We start from the raw sequence: 17,229 nt of genomic DNA on the forward strand, positions 1-17,229 counted from the left end.
ACTATGAGCCCGCCGAAGCGATGAAACCCACACGCCTGTTTCTGACCTGGCTTGGCGTCCTGCTGGCGCTGGACGTGCTGCTCGGCGCCGCGCGCGCCTACGGCCTGGCGGTCGCGGCCAACCTGCAAGCGATTGCCTGGGGCCTGCTCCTGGCCCTGTTGCTGCTGGCCATGTTGGACGCCTTCCGGCTCAGGCGCCTGCCTTCGCCCCAGCTCCGGCGCCAGTTGCCCGGTAGCCTGCCCCTGGGCCGCTGGAGCGAAGTACGCCTAGAGGTTCGCCACGCCTTTACCCAGCCGCTGACCCTGGATCTGTTCGATCATGTGCCGGATGGCCTGGGCTTCGAATACCTGCCGCAGTCGCTGCTCCTGGAGCCGGGCCAGTCGCAGGAGCTGGGTTATCGGGTGCGTCCGCTCAAGCGCGGTCATTTCAACTTCGAGCGCTGCGAGGTCAGCCTGCCCAGCCCGCTGGGCCTGTGGTCGGCGCGTCGATTGCTGAAACTCAACGACAGCACGCGCGTCTATCCGGATTTCGCCCGCCTCTACGGCGCCCGGTTGCTGGCCGTCGACAACTGGCTGAACCAGATCGGCGTACGGCAACAGCCGCGTCGCGGCCTGGGCCTGGAGTTCAACCAGCTGCGCGAGTTTCGCGAGGGCGACAGCCTGCGCCAGATCGACTGGAAAGCCACCGCCCGGCAACGCACGCCGATTGCCCGCGAGTACCAGGACGAACGTGACCAGCAGATCGTCTTCATGCTCGACTGCGGCCGGCGCATGCGCAGCCAGGACGGTGAACTGGCGCATTTCGACCATGCGCTCAACGCTTGCCTGCTGCTCAGTTATGTCGCCTTGCGCCAGGGCGACGCGGTGGGCCTGAGCACCTTTGCCGGCGAGCGTCGCCGCTACCTGGCGCCGGTCAAGGGCGCGGGCCAGTTGAGCGCCTTGCTCAACACCGTCTACGACCTGGACAGCAGCCAGCGCTGCGCCGACTTCCAGGCCGCCGCCAGCGAGCTGCTGGCGCGGCAGAAACGCCGGGCCCTGGTGGTGCTGGTGACCAACCTGCGGGACGAGGACGACGAGGAGCTGCTGACCGCGGTCAAGCGCCTCGGGCGCCAGCACCGAGTGCTGGTAGCCAGCCTGCGCGAGGAAGTCCTCGATCAGTTGCGCCAGGCGCCCGTGCACAACCTGCCCGACGCCCTGGCTTACTGCGGCACGATCAATTACCTGAATGCCCGTGCCGACCTGCATGAGCGCCTGAGCGCCCAGGGCGTTGCCCTGCTCGATGTGCGGCCGGGTGAACTGGGGGCGGAACTGGTGACCCGTTACCTCAGCTGGAAAAAGGCCGGGACGCTGTAACGGTCAGGCGGAGGTCTGCAACGGGTAGAAACTGAAGTAGCTGCGCAAGGCCGTCACCAGCTCGCGGTACTCGGGAGGCGAGCGCAGCAGCACGAAGCCGGTGTCGTAATGATGGGGCGTGACATCTTCATGGCACCAGCGGCAGGAGGCGGTGATCTCGATCGATTGCAGCTGGCCGTCGCGGCCGGGCACCTGCAGGCGCAACTCGAAATCGGCACCGATCAACATCGGCAACTGGCTGATCAACATGAAGCCGTCTTCGGAGACGTTGCCCAGATAACCGATGGGTCGATCGGTCAGCCGATTGAACACTTTCAAAAAACACGGCAACTGGTGCCGCTCGATCCGCCGGTCCGTGAACATGTCGTGCATCGCTATTCAAGAAGGTCATTCAGCATCGTCGCGCCGAGGACTGTCGGCCCCGGCCGGCCCATTTTAGAAACAATACTCTAAAACAGGCTCACAGATGTTAGCTCAAGGTTCACGCGGGATCAGCAATAGCCTGATGACGATTGTTACAACGCGGTCGGACGCGCCTGAGCGCTGCTGCGCGAAGGGTAATGACCCAGTTGCCGCAGGGTTTCCAGGCGGGCGCGGGCGCGGTAGGCGTATTCGCTGCTGGGGTGTTCGGTGATGATGTACTGATAGGTCTGCGCCGCATCGAGGAACAGTTTCTGCCGCTCCAGGCACTGTCCGCGCAGCATCGATACCTCGGGCTGGATGTAACGGCGCGAACGACTCGTGCGATCGACCTGACTCAGCTCGAGCATCACCCGTTCGCAGTTGCCGGCGTCATAGGCACGGTAGGCGGTATTCAGATGGTGGTCCATCGACCAGCGGGTACAGCCGACAACACTGACGGCCAGGGCAGCAATGAGCACGAATCGCATGGGAGTTCTCCTGTCTTGTGCACGTTATCGACCCGCGTTGGAAAATCTTCAGGAATGTTCGTTTAAAGAAACAAACGAATAAGTAGTGCAAACGAACAATGACTACAGCTGCGGACCATAGTAGCCTCTCGTTGCGCTTGAACTCAGGAGTCTTTGCATGTCCGTCCGTCGTACCAAAATCGTCGCTACCCTTGGCCCGGCCAGTAACTCGCCGGAAGTTCTCGAACAGCTGATTCTGGCTGGCCTGGACGTCGCCCGCCTGAACTTCTCCCACGGCACCCCGGACGAGCACAAGGCTCGCGCCAAGCTGGTGCGTGACCTGGCCGCCAAGCATGGCCGCTTCGTCGCGCTGCTGGGTGACCTGCAAGGCCCGAAGATCCGTATCGCCAAATTCGCCAACAAGCGCATCGAGCTGAAGATCGGTGACAAGTTCACCTTCTCCACCAGCCACCCGCTGACCGAAGGTAACCAGGACATCGTCGGCATCGACTATCCGGACCTGGTCAAGGACTGCGGCGTGGGCGACGAGCTGCTGCTCGACGACGGCCGCGTGGTGATGCGCGTCGAAACCGCCACCAGCACCGAACTGCATTGCGTCGTGACCATCGGCGGCCCGCTGTCGGACCACAAGGGCATCAACCGTCGCGGTGGTGGCCTGACCGCCCCGGCCCTGACCGAAAAAGACAAGGCCGACATCAAGCTGGCCGCGGCCATGGACCTGGACTACCTGGCCGTGTCCTTCCCGCGCGACGCCGCGGACATGGAATACGCCCGCCAACTGCGCGACGAAGCCGGCGGCACCGCCTGGCTGGTGGCGAAGATCGAACGCGCCGAAGCCGTGGCCAACGACGAAACCCTCGACGGCCTGATCAAGGCGTCCGACGCCGTGATGGTGGCCCGTGGTGACCTGGGCGTGGAAATCGGCGACGCCGAGCTGGTGGGCATCCAGAAGAAAATCATCCTGCACGCCCGTCGCCACAACAAAGCGGTGATCGTCGCGACCCAGATGATGGAGTCGATGATCCAGAACCCGATGCCGACCCGCGCCGAAGTGTCCGACGTGGCCAACGCCGTGCTCGACTACACCGACGCCGTGATGCTCTCCGCCGAATCCGCCGCCGGCGCCTACCCGCTCGAAGCGGTCCAGGCCATGGCGCGTATCTGCATCGGCGCGGAAAAGCACCCGACCAGCAAGACCTCCAGCCACCGCATCGGCAAGACCTTCGAGCGCTGCGACGAGAGCATTGCCCTGGCCACCATGTACACCGCCAACCACTTCCCGGGCGTGAAGGCGATCATCGCCTTGACTGAAAGCGGCTACACCCCGCTGATCATGTCGCGTATCCGCTCCTCGGTACCGATCTACGCGTTCACCCCGCACCGCGAAGCCCAGGCCCGCACCGCAATGTTCCGTGGGGTCTACACCATCCCGTTCGACCCGGCGTCCCTGCCGCCAAGCGAAGTCAGCCAGAAGGCAATCGACGAGTTGGTCAAGCGCGGCGTCGTGGAGAAAGGCGACTGGGTGATCCTGACCAAGGGCGACAGCTATCACACCACCGGCGGCACCAACGGCATGAAGATCCTGCACGTTGGCGACCCGATGGTCTAAGCCACCTGACGCCACAATAAAGAGCCCCGCAGTGAAGACTGCGGGGCTCTTTCATGGGGGCACATTCATGGAACTCACGAACCTGTAGCCGCTGCCGCCAAGCTGCGATAAGGCCGCCAGGCCTTCAGCGATCTTGAGACCTTATGCCGCCCAAATCGATCGCAGCCTCCGGCAGCGGCTACACGAGGGGTGCCGATTTCAGCTCTTGGCAAGAAACCCCGACAAGGCAGCCAGTGCTTCCGGCGAATGCAGGCGCTGGGTGAACAGGGTGCCCTCCTCCTCGATCACCTTACGCAGTTGCTCGCGATCGGGCGTGCGCATCAGCTGCTTGCTGATCTGCACTGCCTGCGGCGCCAGCTTCTCGAAACGCAGCGCCATCTCCCGGGCCTTGTCCAGGGTCGCCGCGCCGTCGGCCAAGGCCAGGTTGGCAATGCCCCACTGCGCCGCCTGTTCACCGCTAAAACCTTCGCCCAGCAACAACAGCTCGGCGGCCCTGGCCTGCCCGAGCAGGCGCGGCAGGATCAGGCTGGAACCGAACTCGGGGCACAAGCCAAGGTTGACGAAAGGCATGCGCAACCGCGCATCGCGGCTGACGTACACCAGGTCGCAATGCAGCAGCAGGGTGGTGCCGATCCCCACGGCCGCGCCCGCGACCGCGGCGACCACCGGCTTGCGGCATTCGAACAGGCTGCGCATGAACTGGAAGACCGGGCTGTCGAGCCCGCTGGGCGGCTGCTGGAGGAAGTCGGCAATGTCGTTGCCGGCGGTAAAGCAGTCGCTGCTGCCGCTGAGTAGAACCGCGCGGACCTCAGGGTCGGCGTCGGCTTGCCGCAGTCCTTCGGCCAACTGGCTGTACATGGCCCGGGTCAGGGCATTTTTCTTGTCCGGGCGGTTCAGACGCAGGGTCAGCAGCCCGCCCTCGCGTTCAAGCAGGATGGTATCGGTCATGGGTGGTCTCGCTCAGGACAAATCAGCGCTCAACCACGAGGCAGGAATACGTCGGCCAGCAGTTGATTGCGCGGCAGCCCCGCCAGGTACAAGCGTCGGGCGAAGGCATCGACGCTGTCGGGGTGCCCGCAGAGTAAGGCCTGGGTTTGCCGCGAAACAAGCCGCAGTTGTGCCAAAGCCGCTGGCAGCTCGGTCGCGGTCCATAGCTCGACACTGAGGTTGGCGCGGCCCGCCGCCAGCGCCGCCAGGGGCTTGGCCAGGTAATGTTCGCTGGCGTCATGGGCCAGGTGAATGACGCGGATGGCACCCTGATGATCCTGGCGCAAGGCCTCGCGCAGGATGCCGAACAAAGGCGCCAGCCCGGTGCCCGCCGCCAGCAGCCACAATGGCCGGGTTTGCCAGTCCGGGTCGTAATGCAGCGCGCCACCGCGCAGCTCGCCCAGGCGCAAACCATCGCCGGGCTTGAGCTGGCGCGCCGCGTCGCTGAACTCGCCGGGCTGGCGGCAATCGAGGTGGAATTCGAGAAAACGGTCTTCACCGGGCAGGCTCGCCAGCGAGTACGGCCGCGCCACACCAGAGGCCGTCCACAGCACCAGGTGCTGGCCGGCCTGATAACGCAGGTTGCGCTCCGGCTGCAAACGCAGGCGCAGCACCGTCGCCGACAGCCAGTCGACACCCACTACCTTGGCCGGCGCGCCATCGCGCAACGGGTCGTAGGTTTCGACCCGCAGGTCTTCCACCACCTGACACTGGCAGGCCAGCCGCCAGCCGCGCTGGCGCTGATCGTCGCTCAGGGCATCGGGCCGGCTATCGCTGGGCAGGCCCTCGACGCAGTGCACCAGGCAGGCGTGACAACTGCCGGCGCGGCAGCTGTAAGGCACCGCCACGCCAGCCTGATTCAAGGCATCGAGCAGATTGCTGCCGGCGGACACCGACCACTGCCGCTCACCGACACGCAGTTCAGGCATCGATATTTTCCCAGGCCGCGGCGCAGCGATTGCGCCCGTCGCGCTTGGCCCGGTACAGCGCCTGGTCGGCGCGTTGCAGGGCGTCGTCCAGATCGTCGCCCAGCTCCACCAGGGTCATCCCCACGGACAGGCTCAGGCCATGCACCTCGACCCCGATCAACTGCGCATCCATGAAGGCCACGCGCAGACGCTCGCAGCAGGACGTCAGGCGTTCGGGATCGCAATCGGGCAACAACATGACAAACTCCTCGCCGCCGTAGCGGGCCAATACATCGCCATCGCGCAAGCAGGCGCTGGCCACGGCGGCGAACGCCTGCAGCACCTGGTCGCCCGCGGCATGGCCGTGCACGTCGTTGATCCGCTTGAAGTGATCGAGGTCGATCAGCGCCAGGCCATGCATCTGGTCCAGGCTCATCGCGTGCAGTTCGCGCGACGCCAGCCGCAGGAAATGCCGTCGATTGTACAGGCCGGTCAGTTCGTCGGTGGCGACCAGGTCTTCCAGTTGTCGCATCATGCCGCGCAAGGTGTCCTGGTGCGCCTGCAAGGCGAAGCGCCGTTGCCGCATGCGCTGTCGGGAAGCCTGCACATAGCTGGCATACAGGCACAGCCAGATCAGCACCACCAGCAGCACGCACACCTGCAGCCCGGCGAGCATCGGATCGGCCAACCGGAAATGGTAGCCGTCCCACAGCGTGATCCCGGCAAAGCCGATGAAAATGCACAGGGCGCACCGCACGAAGGCCCGGCGCGGAAGATGGAACAGGCCGAACAGCAGCGTCAGCAGATAGAACACCAGGAAGGTGCCGCGCGCCGTATCGAGGTGGGCCAGCAGCCAGGTCTGCCAGCCGATGGCCAGGAGTATCTGGATCTCGGTCAGGCTCGGGTCGCGAAAGCGCAGGTTGCGCCCGGACACGAACAGCCAGAGCAGCACCGCCTGGCTCAGCACCACCAGGCCGGTATCGATCAGCGCCGAACGCACCGGCGCCGAATAGTGGCCACTGAAAATGGCCAGCCAGAGCAGCAGCAACGCCAGTCCATAGGTACCCGCCGCAAGAACGAAGCGCTTGAGTAAAAGACTCTGGATAGCGTTATGGGTCAATCGTTGACTCACCATGCGAAAGGGGGCTTTAAAGAGTTTCCTACCCTACAGGCCACTTGCCACTTTAGTGGTGTCGCCAAAAAATAACTATCCAATTTTTGTCCCCGCCCAGCGCCATCCCGCCCCGGGCCGCGCCCACCGTCATGCCTGGCGGCATCCCCCGACTGGCGCATCCTGGCATGCGACTTTGGTTTGACTGCCGGCGCGTGTGCCTGGCCCCGAGGCGCGGTATACTGCCGCGCCTTTTTAGCGTCGCGCCAGTGTGTCCGGCGTGCCTTGAAGGTGTTTGCAACCGACCGATGCACCCAAGCTGCAAGCACCTTATTAAATGTTCCCGTCTTTTAGAGGAGCGCGACTCATGACCGTGATCAAGCAAGACGACCTGATTCAGAGCGTTGCCGACGCCCTGCAATTCATTTCCTACTACCACCCCGTGGACTTCATCCAGGCGATGCACGAAGCCTACCTGCGCGAAGAATCGCCAGCGGCCCGTGACTCCATGGCGCAGATCCTGATCAACTCGCGCATGTGTGCCACCGGCCACCGCCCGATCTGCCAGGACACCGGTATCGTCACCGTATTCGTACGCGTGGGCATGGACGTGCGCTGGGACGGCGCGACCATGAGCCTGGACGACATGATCAACGAAGGCGTGCGTCGCGCTTACAACCTGCCGGAAAACGTCCTGCGGGCCTCGATCCTCGCCGACCCGGCGGGCGCTCGTAAAAACACCAAGGACAACACCCCGGCGGTCATCCACTACTCCATCGTTCCCGGCAACACCGTGGAAGTGGACGTGGCGGCCAAGGGCGGCGGCTCCGAGAACAAGTCGAAGATGGCCATGCTCAACCCGTCCGACTCGATCGTCGACTGGGTGCTGAAAACCGTTCCGACCATGGGCGCCGGCTGGTGCCCGCCGGGCATGCTTGGCATCGGCATCGGCGGCACCGCCGAGAAAGCCGCGGTGATGGCCAAGGAAGTGTTGATGGAATCCATCGACATCCACGAGCTGAAGGCCCGCGGTCCACAGAACCGTATCGAAGAGATGCGCCTGGAACTGTTCGAGAAGGTCAACCAGCTGGGCATCGGCGCCCAGGGCCTGGGCGGCCTGACCACCGTGCTCGACGTGAAGATCATGGACTACCCGACCCACGCCGCCTCGCTGCCGGTGTGCATGATCCCGAACTGCGCCGCGACCCGTCACGCGCACTTCGTGCTCGACGGCTCGGGCCCTGCGTCCCTGGAAGCGCCACCTCTGGACGCCTACCCGGAAATCGTCTGGGAAGCCGGTCCGTCGGCCCGTCGCGTCAACCTCGACACCCTGACTCCGGAAGAAGTGCAGAGCTGGAAGCCGGGCGAAACCGTCCTGCTCAACGGCAAGATGCTCACCGGTCGCGACGCCGCGCACAAGCGCATGGTCGAGATGCTGAACAAGGGCGAAACCCTGCCGGTGGACCTCAAGGGTCGCTTCATCTACTACGTCGGCCCGGTCGACCCGGTCGGTGACGAAGTGGTGGGCCCGGCTGGCCCGACCACCGCGACGCGGATGGACAAGTTCACCCGTCAGATCCTCGAGCAGACTGGCCTGCTGGGCATGATCGGCAAGTCCGAGCGCGGCCCGACCGCGATCGAAGCGATCAAGGACAGCAAGGCCGTGTACCTGATGGCCGTCGGCGGCGCTGCCTACCTGGTGGCCCAGGCGATCAAGAAGTCCAAGGTCCTGGCCTTTGCCGAACTGGGCATGGAAGCGATCTACGAGTTCGAAGTCAAAGACATGCCGGTCACTGTCGCGGTCGACAGCAAAGGCGAGTCGGTGCACATCACCGGTCCTGCCATCTGGCAGAAAAAGATCAGTGAAAGCCTGGCGGTAGAAGTGCAGTAAGCGTTTCGCGCCGGTCACCCAAGGCGGCGTTGCTCGATGAGCAGCGCCGCCTTTTTCATGCCGGCCGGGGCCAGGGCTGTCCACGATCAACGAAGCCTCGGACAGGCATGTTATCTTTCCTGCCCCTTTCAGCCTGCCCTTGACTCATGGTCCAGATCTCCCGCCCGCTGCGCTTGACCTTCTATACCCTGGCGATTCTGGCCGGCGCCATGGTCAGCGCGACCTTCGCCATGCGCCATGCCGAACGTCAGGCGCTGGAAGACGATGCCGCCCGCGCCAGCGAGCAACTGGCGTTGTACGCCAACTCCCTGCATACCCTGATCGAGCGTTACCGCGCCCTGCCCGCCGTGCTGGCGCTGGACCCGGAACTGCGCTCGGCGCTCAAGGGTCCGGTCGGCCCGGAGCAGCAGGACGCCCTGAACCGCAAACTGGAACGGATCAACGGCGCCGCCCGCTCCTCCACCCTGGAGCTGCTGGACCACACCGGCCTCGCCGTGGCCGCCAGCAACTGGCGCCTGCCCAGCAGCTACGTCGGGCACAACTACGGCTTTCGCCCCTACTTCAGCCAGACCCGCAGCCAGGGCAGCGGACGCTTCTATGCGGTGGGCGTCACCAGCGGCATTCCCGGCTATTTTCTCTCCAGCGCAGTCAAGGACGAGCAGGAGCAGTTCCTCGGCGCCATGGTGGTGAAATTGGAATTCCCCGAACTGGAGCGCGAATGGAGCCAGGGCAACGACACCCTGCTGGTCAGCGATGCCCGTGGCATCGTGTTCATCGCCAACCAGCCGGGCTGGCGTTATCGCCAGTTGCGCCCGCTATCGGACAGCGACCGCGCCGAACTCAAGGCCACCCGGCAGTACGACAAACAATTGCTGACCCCGCTCGAACATCGGCCGCTGCGGCGCTTTGACGACGACAGCACGCTGACCCGGGTCGAGGGCCCGGACGGCAGCGTCGACTATCTGTGGGAGTCCCTGCCCCTGGCCACCGAAGGTTGGACCCTGCACCTGCTGCGCCGTCCGCAGATCGCCTTCGAGGACCGACGCAACGCCGGCCTGGCCGCCGCCGGCGCCTGGCTGACCCTGGTATTCCTGCTGCTGTTCCTCAACCAGCGCTGGCGCCTGGCCAGGCTGCGCCAGCGCAGCCGCGAAGAGCTCGAACGCCTGGTCGAGGAGCGCACCCGCGACCTGCGCACCGCCCAGGACGGCCTGGTGCAATCGGCCAAGCTGGCGGCCCTGGGGCAGATGTCCGCGGCCCTGGCCCACGAAATCAACCAGCCGCTGACCACCCAGCGCATGCAGCTGGCCACCCTGCGTCTGCTGCTCGATCATGGGCGGGTCGACGAGGCCTACCAGGCCCTGAAACCTCTGGACGACATGCTGACCCGCATGGCCAGCCTCACCGGCCACCTGAAAACCTTCGCCCGCAAGAGCCCCAGCGGCCTGCGCGAACGCCTGGACCTGGCGGCGGTGGTCGATCAGGCCCTGCAACTGCTGGACACCCGGCTGCGCGACGAACAGGTCGACACGCGCCTGCAACTGACGCGCCCGGCCTGGGTCCGCGGCGATGCCATACGCCTGGAGCAGGTGCTGATCAACCTGCTGCGCAATGCCCTGGACGCCATGCACGACAAGCCCCTCAAGCACCTGGAAATCCGCCTCGAAGCCGACCAGCAGCTGTGGAACCTGAGCGTCATCGACAGCGGTGGCGGCATCGCCGAAGAACACTTGCCGAACGTCTTCGATCCGTTCTTCACCACCAAGCCGGTGGGCGACGGCCTGGGCCTGGGCCTGGCGGTGTCCTACGCTATCGTCCACGAACTGGGCGGGCGCCTGAGCGCCGGCAATCAAGGCCAGGGCGCGATCTTCACCCTGAGCCTGCCCATCGACCTGGAGGCGCATATCCCATGTTGAATTCGGTGATGCTGGTCGACGACGAAGCCAGTATTCGCACCGCCGTCGAACAATGGCTGAGCCTGTCGGGCTTCGAGGTGCAGCTGTTCAGTCGCGCCGAGGACTGCCTGGCCCGGCTGCCCAGGGACTTCCCCGGGGTGATCCTCAGCGACGTGCGCATGCCCGGCATCAGCGGCCTGGAGCTGCTCAAAGAGGTGCAGCAGCGTGATCCCGACCTGCCGGTGATCCTGCTGACCGGCCACGGCGACGTGCCGATGGCGGTGGAAGCGATGCGCGACGGCGCCTATGACTTCCTGGAGAAACCCTTCAGCCCGGAAACCTTGCTGAGCAGCCTGCGTCGGGCCCTGGACAAGCGCGGCCTGGTCCTGGAGAACCGGCGCCTGCACGAACAGGCCGATACCCGGGAGAAAATCGACTCCACCCTGCTCGGCGTATCCCGCGCCTTGCAGACCCTGCGGCGCCAGGTAGTCGACCTGGCCGCGCTGCCGGTCAACGTGCTGATCCGCGGCGAGACCGGCAGCGGCAAGGAACTGGTCGCCCGCTGCCTGCATGATTTCGGGCCGCGCGCCGACAAGCCCTTTGTCGCCCTGAACTGCGCGGCGATCCCCGAGCAGCTGTTCGAAGCCGAGCTGTTCGGCCATGAAAGCGGCGCCTTTACCGGTGCCCAGGGCAAGCGCATCGGCAAGCTGGAATACGCCGACGGCGGCACCCTGTTCCTCGACGAGATCGAAAGCATGCCACTGGCCCAGCAGGTCAAGCTGCTGCGGGTGCTGCAGGAACAAAAGCTCGAGCGACTGGGTTCCAACCAGAGCATTGCCGTGGATCTGCGGATCATTGCCGCGACCAAGCCGGACTTGCTGGACGAAGCCCGCGCCGGGCGCTTTCGCGAAGACCTGGCCTACCGCCTGAACGTCGCGCAGCTGCGCCTGCCGCCCTTGCGCGACCGGCGCGAGGACATTCCGCTGCTGTACGAACACTTCGCCCACGCCGCCGCCGAGCGTCTGGGCCGCGGCGTCTCGCCCCTGAGCGGAGCGCAGTTGAGCCGCCTGCTCAGCCACGACTGGCCGGGCAACGTGCGCGAACTGGCCAACGTCGCCGAACGCCAGGTGCTCGGCCTGGGCGAGCCCGAGCCGGAAGCCATCGACCCCGGCCAGTCCCTGGCGGCGCAGCAGGAAGCCTTCGAGGCGCAATGCCTGCGGGCCGCGCTGATCCGGCACAAGGGCGACATCAAGGCAGTGCTCGTTGAGCTGCAACTACCGCGTCGCACCTTCAATGAAAAGATGCAGCGCCATGGGCTGGTGCGGGAGATGTTTCTCGGGGAAGAGTGAAGTTCAAGAATTGTGTTGCACCTTCTGACGCCATCGCGGGCAAGCCTCGCTCCTACGGATCAGTCAGCTTGCCCGCGATGGCGTCCTCACAAACACCGCTCGATCGGCGACTTTCCGCTCATACCCTTCCAGTAATGAGCGGATTTCCGCTCATCGAAATCTCCAGACCCTTCTAAACCGGGCCTCTCGATTCCTGGCACAGCTCCTGCTATAGCCCCTGCAGGCTGCGTTTCGGCGCGCTCCACAAAAACAATTAAATGAAGGATCCGTCATGGATAACTCGCAAACCCTGCCTCTTGGGGCGGCAGCTGCGCCTGCCAAAGAAAAGACCACCGCCAGCCGCCTGAAATCGATCTTCAGCGGTTCGGTCGGCAACATGGTCGAGTGGTACGACTGGTACGTCTACGCCGCCTTCTCCCTGTACTTCGCCAAAGTCTTCTTCCCCAAGGGCGACACCACCGCGCAACTGCTCAACACCGCCGCGATCTTCGCCGTGGGCTTCCTGATGCGCCCGATCGGCGGCTGGCTGATGGGGCTCTACGCTGACCGCAAGGGCCGCAAGGCCGCATTGATGGCCTCGGTACTGCTGATGTGCTTCGGCTCCCTGATCATCGCCCTGACTCCCGGCTACGAAACCATCGGCGTCGGCGCCCCGATCCTGCTGGTCCTGGCGCGCCTGATGCAAGGCCTGTCGGTCGGCGGCGAATACGGTACCTCGGCCACCTACCTCAGCGAGATGGCGACCAAGGAACGTCGTGGCTTCTTCTCCAGCTTCCAGTACGTGACCCTGATCTCCGGCCAGCTCATCGCCCTGGCGGTGCTGATCGTGCTGCAGAACGTGCTGACCACCGAAGAGCTGCAATCCTGGGGCTGGCGCATTCCCTTCGGCATCGGCGCCCTGTGCGCAATCGTCGCGCTGTACCTGCGTCGCGGCATGGAAGAAACCGAGTCCTTCACCAAGAAGAAGGAAAAGCCGAAAGAAAGCCTGATGCGCACCCTGATGCGTCATCCGAAAGAGCTGATGACCGTGGTCGGCCTGACCATGGGCGGCACCCTGGCCTTCTACACCTACACCACCTACATGCAGAAATACCTGGTGAACACCGTCGGCATGAGCATCTCCGACTCCACCACCATTTCCGCGGCGACCCTGTTCCTGTTCATGTGCCTGCAGCCGGTGATCGGCGCGCTGTCGGACAAGATCGGCCGACGGCCGATCCTGATCGCCTTCGGCATCCTCGGCACTCTTTTCACCGTGCCGATCCTCACGACCCTGCACACCATCCAGAGCTGGTGGGGCGCGTTCTTCCTGATCATGGCGGCGCTGATCATCGTCAGCGGCTACACCTCAATCAACGCGGTGGTCAAGGCCGAGCTGTTCCCGACCGAAATCCGCGCCCTGGGCGTGGGTCTGCCCTACGCGCTGACCGTGTCGATCTTTGGCGGCACCGCCGAATACATCGCGCTGTGGTTCAAGAGCGTTGGCATGGAAACTGGTTACTACTGGTATGTCACCGCCTGCATCGCCGTGTCGCTGCTGGTCTACATCACCATGAAAGACACCCGCAAACACTCGCGGATCGAGACTGACTGACCGGCTAAAAAAAGCGCGAGGGTGCAAGGCCCTCGCGCTGTCGTGTCAGGTAAAAATCCATCGCGAGCAAGCGTGCGTCTGCAGGAGCGAGCGGGCGTCGATCCGACTTGCCCGCCCGCGATCACCGCAACACCGCCCGCTCAACGATCAAGACCCGCCCTCCAGCTCACGTAGCAAGCCCTCCTGCACTCATCGCCAACAGCATTCCCGCCCCCACCAATCAAACCGTTGATCACGATATTTCGACGGCCCGGACAGGTTAATGATCGGTTAATGCCCTGCCCGCATCCTGCCTCCATCGAAATCGGTGTCGGCGCGTCAAACGCGGTAGAAGCAGCAAAGCGGTTTTATGCAGTGGTTCCTGACGCCAAAAGCATCGATTTAATCGATATTTTTAAGCATTTATTTGCGCTTTTTAATCAAATTAACTGGCGTAGTATCCATTTCACACCCACTGCACAAAACGTCAACGAACCTGGAGTGACCATCATGAAAAGCAAACTGATCCTCGCCCTGACCCTTTCCGTACTGGCTGCCAACACCTTCGCCGCCGATGGTTACGACCGCACCGGCTCGGCCACTTTCGCCTCGGGCAGCTCGGCCAGCGCCAGCCTGGCTTCCGACGGTTTCGATCGTACCGGTACCGCCGCCGCTATCGCTGCCGATGGCTTCGATCACACTGGCACCGCTGACGCAGTCGCCTCCGATGGTTTCGATCACACCGGTACCGCTGGCGCAGTCGCCTCCGATGGTTTCGATCACACCGGTACCGCTGGCGCAGTCGCCTCCGATGGTTCCGATCGCACCGGTACCGCTGACGCAATCGCTGCCGACGGCTTCGATCGCACCGGGACTGCAGCCGCTATCGGTTAACCCCCAGGGATGCCCCGCAGCCCGGCTTCGGCCGGGCCTGGTTGTTTCTGGCCCGGGGAAAACCGCGCGCCGCAAGGCTGGCATTCACTTTCAATGGCTTGCACTATGGCGACCTTCCCTCTTTGTCCGCGCAAGAGCCTGTCATGTCCGAAGACATTCATTACTACGAACCCGCCCAGGGCCACGGCCTGCCCCATGATCCGTTCAATGCCATCGTCGGCCCGCGGCCGATCGGCTGGATTTCCTCCCAGGACCTGCAAGGCCGGCTGAACCTGGCGCCCTACAGTTTTTTCAACGCCTTCAATTACATTCCACCGATCATCGGTTTCTCCAGCGTCGGTCGCAAAGACAGCCTGAACAACATCGAGCAGACCGGCGAGTTCGCCTGGAACCTCGCCACCCGCCCGCTGGCCGAGCAGATGAACCAGAGCTGCGCCGCCGTATCGGCCGAGGTCAACGAGTTCGAACTGGCGGGGCTGACGCCCGTGGCCTCGAAAGTGATTGCTGTGCCGCGGGTAGCCGAAAGCCCGGTGTCCTTCGAGTGCAAGGTCACCCAGATCATTCAACTGCAGCGCGCGGATCAGGAGTTGGTGCCCAGCTGGCTGATCCTCGGCGAAGTGGTCGCCGTGCATATCGCCACGTGGCTGCTCAAGGATGGGATATACGACACCGCCGCGGCAGAACCGATTCTGCGCGGCGGCGGGCCGGCGGATTATTTCCAACTGGGGCCAGAGGCCTTGTTCAAGATGTTCCGCCCGGGGGCGGTCAGGTAGTTTTTCAGATCAGCCAGCTTCTCAGATCAGCAACCTGGATCAGGCCGTTGCCCAGGCCAGTTCGCCGTCTTCGTTCACGTCGATCAACTGCTCAAGCTTCTGCGCGGCAGCCTGGTCGGCGTCGTGGGCGGTCTTGAATTTCTGGTCGTCCAGAATTTTGTGAAAGCGCGGCGCCCCCGAACCACCCAGGGCCTTGACCGCGATGGCGGCGCTGTAGCCCCCTTCACCTGGAACCACGGCGGAAACCGCTTCGTATGCTGCAAACTCTTTACGTGCCATGTTGCTGGTCCTGGCCAATGGAAAGTCGGCCATTCTAAACCCTCAGCTGGCCAGCTGGTGTACCGGTGCCCGGTTCAGTTGCGCGTACTCGCCTTCGGCCTGGGCCGCCGAGACGTCGCGGAAGGTATGGAAATCCAGGCTGTTGACCACCAGGTCCTGGACCAGCTCGGCGAATATCGCCATGGCCGGAGAACAGAAGTAATCGGTCATCGCCTGCTGGCTGCTCCAGAATCCGGAAACCAGCCACAAGTCAGCGTCGCACTGCGAATGCTGCAAGGCGAACTGCAGGCAACCTTTGGCCTGGCGGGATGGTTCGATCAGGCTGCTCAAGCGAGCACCCAACTCGGTTGAACGCCCGGCGCGGGCGCGAACGAATGCCATGTGGCTGACGGGAATATGCGTGGACATGGGCGACCCTCCCAGGGTGGTGTCGAGGCAGCCATGGGACGGGCTGCGACAGGATCCAAGAGTAAGCGCCCGGCGCAACGGTCGTTAGTCGATTCCTGCCAGCGTATTGCACAATCCTGCGAACCTGGTTTGACAACACCGAGTCCGGACCTGGCTGCGAAAAAAAACCACACCGTTGTTTCAAGCAAGTGACAGCCCGCGCGCAGGACTCGGCTCTGTTCACGCGCGCACGTGTGGCAGGATCAGGCAAGATTTACGCAGGATTCGCCTACCCCTGGCGCTTGCACAAATTTAAGCTGTGGCCATTCGCAATCTTCCCGGAGGGGCCTTCATGTCATCGCTCGAAACCCAGCAGCCGCCACTGGATGCGGAAATGGAAAAACAGCGGGCGGAGCTGGCCGGGATCATTGCGCGCAACACCGGCGAAGACGGCAGCTACGCCACGGCGATCCAGTCGCTGTTCGTCTCGCGCTACAGCCACTCCCACGATTTCGCCTCGGTGCTGGCCCAGCCGGCCCTGTGCATCATGGCCCAGGGTCGCAAGGAAGTACGGCTGGCCGACGAAGAGTTCAACTACGATCCGCTCAACTACCTGGTGGTCTCGGTTTCCATGCCATTGAGCGGGCGCCTGGCCGATGTCTCGCCGCTGGAGCCGGTCCTGGCCCTGCGCCTGGACATCGACCCGGCCGAGATCAGCACGCTGATTGCCGATGCCGGGCCGCTGGGGGTGCCGAACCGTCCGGTCGGCCGCGGCCTGTATGTGGAACGCCTGGATACGCCGATGCTCGACGCCGTGCTGCGCCTGACCCGCCTGCTGGCTACGCCCAAAGACATCGCCATGCTCGCGCCGCTGATTCGTCGGGAAATTCTCTACCGGCTGCTGCGCAGCCCCCAGGGCCACCGGCTGTATGAGATCGCCATCGCCAACAGCCAGGGCCATCGGGTCAGCCAGGCCATCAAATGGCTGAACAGCAACTACGAGCAACCGCTGCGCATCGACGATCTGGCGCGCGGGGTGAACCTCAGTGTGTCGACCCTGCACCACCGCTTCAAGGCCATGACCGCCATGAGCCCCTTGCAGTATCAGAAGCAACTGCGCCTGCAGGAAGCCCGGCGCCTGATGCTGACCGAGGGGCTGGAGGCGTCCGCCGCCGGTTACCGGGTCGGCTACGAAAGCCCCTCGCAGTTCAGCCGCGAATACAGCCGCCAGTTCGGCGCCCCGCCGCTGCGGGACATGGCGCGCCTGCGCAGCAGCGTCTGACTGACGCAATGAGCGAAAATTGAAGACCCCATGCCTCCAGGCCAGACATGGG

The 17,229-nt window shown here is 64.1% G+C and carries 16 protein-coding genes; 9 read left to right on the plus strand and 7 right to left on the minus strand.

Going from position 1 to position 17,229, the window contains the following annotated elements:
* The first annotated feature begins 20 nt into the window (after positions 1-20).
* Positions 21-1,352 carry a DUF58 domain-containing protein gene (locus H0I86_RS24360; protein ID WP_180922474.1) on the plus strand — a complete coding sequence of 444 codons (1,332 nt, stop codon included), beginning with the start codon at positions 21-23 and terminating at the stop codon, positions 1,350-1,352.
* 3 nt (positions 1,353-1,355) lie between these two features.
* Here H0I86_RS24360 and H0I86_RS24365 read toward each other — a convergent pair whose 3' ends face one another.
* Positions 1,356-1,715, minus strand: a complete 360-nt coding sequence (locus H0I86_RS24365) for a PilZ domain-containing protein (protein ID WP_009050497.1) — start codon at positions 1,713-1,715, stop codon at positions 1,356-1,358.
* Between the two features lie 152 nt (positions 1,716-1,867).
* Complete coding sequence (locus tag H0I86_RS24370) at positions 1,868-2,242, minus strand: tetratricopeptide repeat protein (protein WP_180922475.1); 375 nt, start codon at positions 2,240-2,242, stop codon at positions 1,868-1,870.
* Positions 2,243-2,399: 157 nt separating this feature from the next.
* Here H0I86_RS24370 and pyk point away from each other — a divergent pair, with 157 nt between their 5' ends.
* On the plus strand, positions 2,400-3,851 hold the full coding sequence (pyk, locus tag H0I86_RS24375) for a pyruvate kinase (RefSeq protein ID WP_009050499.1): 1,452 nt from the start codon (positions 2,400-2,402) through the stop codon (positions 3,849-3,851).
* Between the two features lie 198 nt (positions 3,852-4,049).
* Here the strand turns inward: pyk and H0I86_RS24380 are convergent, their stop codons facing one another.
* Genes H0I86_RS24380 through H0I86_RS24390 form a run of 3 tightly spaced genes read right to left on the minus strand, consistent with a single transcriptional unit; the run spans position 4,050 to position 6,866 of the window.
* A complete protein-coding gene (locus H0I86_RS24380; RefSeq protein WP_180922476.1) occupies positions 4,050-4,799 on the minus strand; it encodes an enoyl-CoA hydratase-related protein in 750 nt (249 codons plus the stop codon).
* A gap of 29 nt (positions 4,800-4,828) precedes the next feature.
* A complete protein-coding gene (locus tag H0I86_RS24385; RefSeq protein ID WP_180922477.1) occupies positions 4,829-5,767 on the minus strand; it encodes an iron-sulfur-binding ferredoxin reductase in 939 nt (312 codons plus the stop codon).
* Positions 5,760-6,866 (minus strand): GGDEF domain-containing protein, encoded by a 1,107-nt coding sequence (locus H0I86_RS24390; protein WP_180922478.1) that lies wholly within the window; start codon positions 6,864-6,866, stop codon positions 5,760-5,762. Before H0I86_RS24390 ends, H0I86_RS24385 begins: the two co-directional genes overlap by 8 nt.
* 358 nt (positions 6,867-7,224) lie before the next feature.
* On the opposite strand from H0I86_RS24390, the gene H0I86_RS24395 reads away from it, so the two are divergent.
* The 6 genes from H0I86_RS24395 to H0I86_RS24420 all read left to right on the plus strand — a co-directional run bounded on the left by H0I86_RS24395 (position 7,225) and on the right by H0I86_RS24420 (position 15,229).
* Entirely contained in the window at positions 7,225-8,748 is a 1,524-nt protein-coding gene (locus H0I86_RS24395) for a fumarate hydratase (RefSeq protein ID WP_007931196.1), read from the plus strand.
* A 146-nt stretch (positions 8,749-8,894) separates the two neighbouring features.
* Positions 8,895-10,661 (plus strand): sensor histidine kinase, encoded by a 1,767-nt coding sequence (mifS, locus tag H0I86_RS24400; protein ID WP_180922479.1) that lies wholly within the window; start codon positions 8,895-8,897, stop codon positions 10,659-10,661.
* Positions 10,655-11,989: a two-component system response regulator MifR gene (gene mifR, locus H0I86_RS24405; protein WP_180922480.1), complete on the plus strand. Its 1,335-nt coding sequence runs from the start codon at positions 10,655-10,657 to the stop codon at positions 11,987-11,989. Before mifS ends, mifR begins: the two co-directional genes overlap by 7 nt.
* A 271-nt stretch (positions 11,990-12,260) precedes the next feature.
* Entirely contained in the window at positions 12,261-13,583 is a 1,323-nt protein-coding gene (locus tag H0I86_RS24410; protein ID WP_009050506.1) for an MFS transporter, read from the plus strand.
* A 273-nt stretch (positions 13,584-13,856) separates the two neighbouring features.
* The gene (locus H0I86_RS32590; RefSeq protein ID WP_373369373.1) at positions 13,857-14,456 is read left to right on the plus strand and encodes a hypothetical protein; all 600 of its coding nucleotides are present in this window, start codon (positions 13,857-13,859) and stop codon (positions 14,454-14,456) included.
* 143 nt (positions 14,457-14,599) lie between these two features.
* Positions 14,600-15,229 carry a flavin reductase family protein gene (locus H0I86_RS24420; protein WP_180922481.1) on the plus strand — a complete coding sequence of 210 codons (630 nt, stop codon included), beginning with the start codon at positions 14,600-14,602 and terminating at the stop codon, positions 15,227-15,229.
* A gap of 39 nt (positions 15,230-15,268) precedes the next feature.
* On the opposite strand, the gene H0I86_RS24425 is transcribed toward H0I86_RS24420, so the two are convergent.
* Both H0I86_RS24425 and H0I86_RS24430 read right to left on the minus strand, forming a co-directional pair.
* Positions 15,269-15,541: a hypothetical protein gene (locus H0I86_RS24425; RefSeq protein WP_009050509.1), complete on the minus strand. Its 273-nt coding sequence runs from the start codon at positions 15,539-15,541 to the stop codon at positions 15,269-15,271.
* A 9-nt stretch (positions 15,542-15,550) separates the two neighbouring features.
* Positions 15,551-15,916 carry a putative quinol monooxygenase gene (locus H0I86_RS24430; protein WP_180922482.1) on the minus strand — a complete coding sequence of 122 codons (366 nt, stop codon included), beginning with the start codon at positions 15,914-15,916 and terminating at the stop codon, positions 15,551-15,553.
* Between the two features lie 331 nt (positions 15,917-16,247).
* Here H0I86_RS24430 and H0I86_RS24435 point away from each other — a divergent pair, with 331 nt between their 5' ends.
* Positions 16,248-17,177 carry an AraC family transcriptional regulator gene (locus H0I86_RS24435; protein WP_180922483.1) on the plus strand — a complete coding sequence of 310 codons (930 nt, stop codon included), beginning with the start codon at positions 16,248-16,250 and terminating at the stop codon, positions 17,175-17,177.
* The last annotated feature ends 52 nt before the right edge of the window (positions 17,178-17,229 follow it).

The organism is Pseudomonas chlororaphis subsp. aurantiaca (assembly GCF_013466605.1).
GTDB classification, from domain to species: Bacteria; Pseudomonadota; Gammaproteobacteria; order Pseudomonadales; family Pseudomonadaceae; genus Aquipseudomonas; species Aquipseudomonas chlororaphis_I.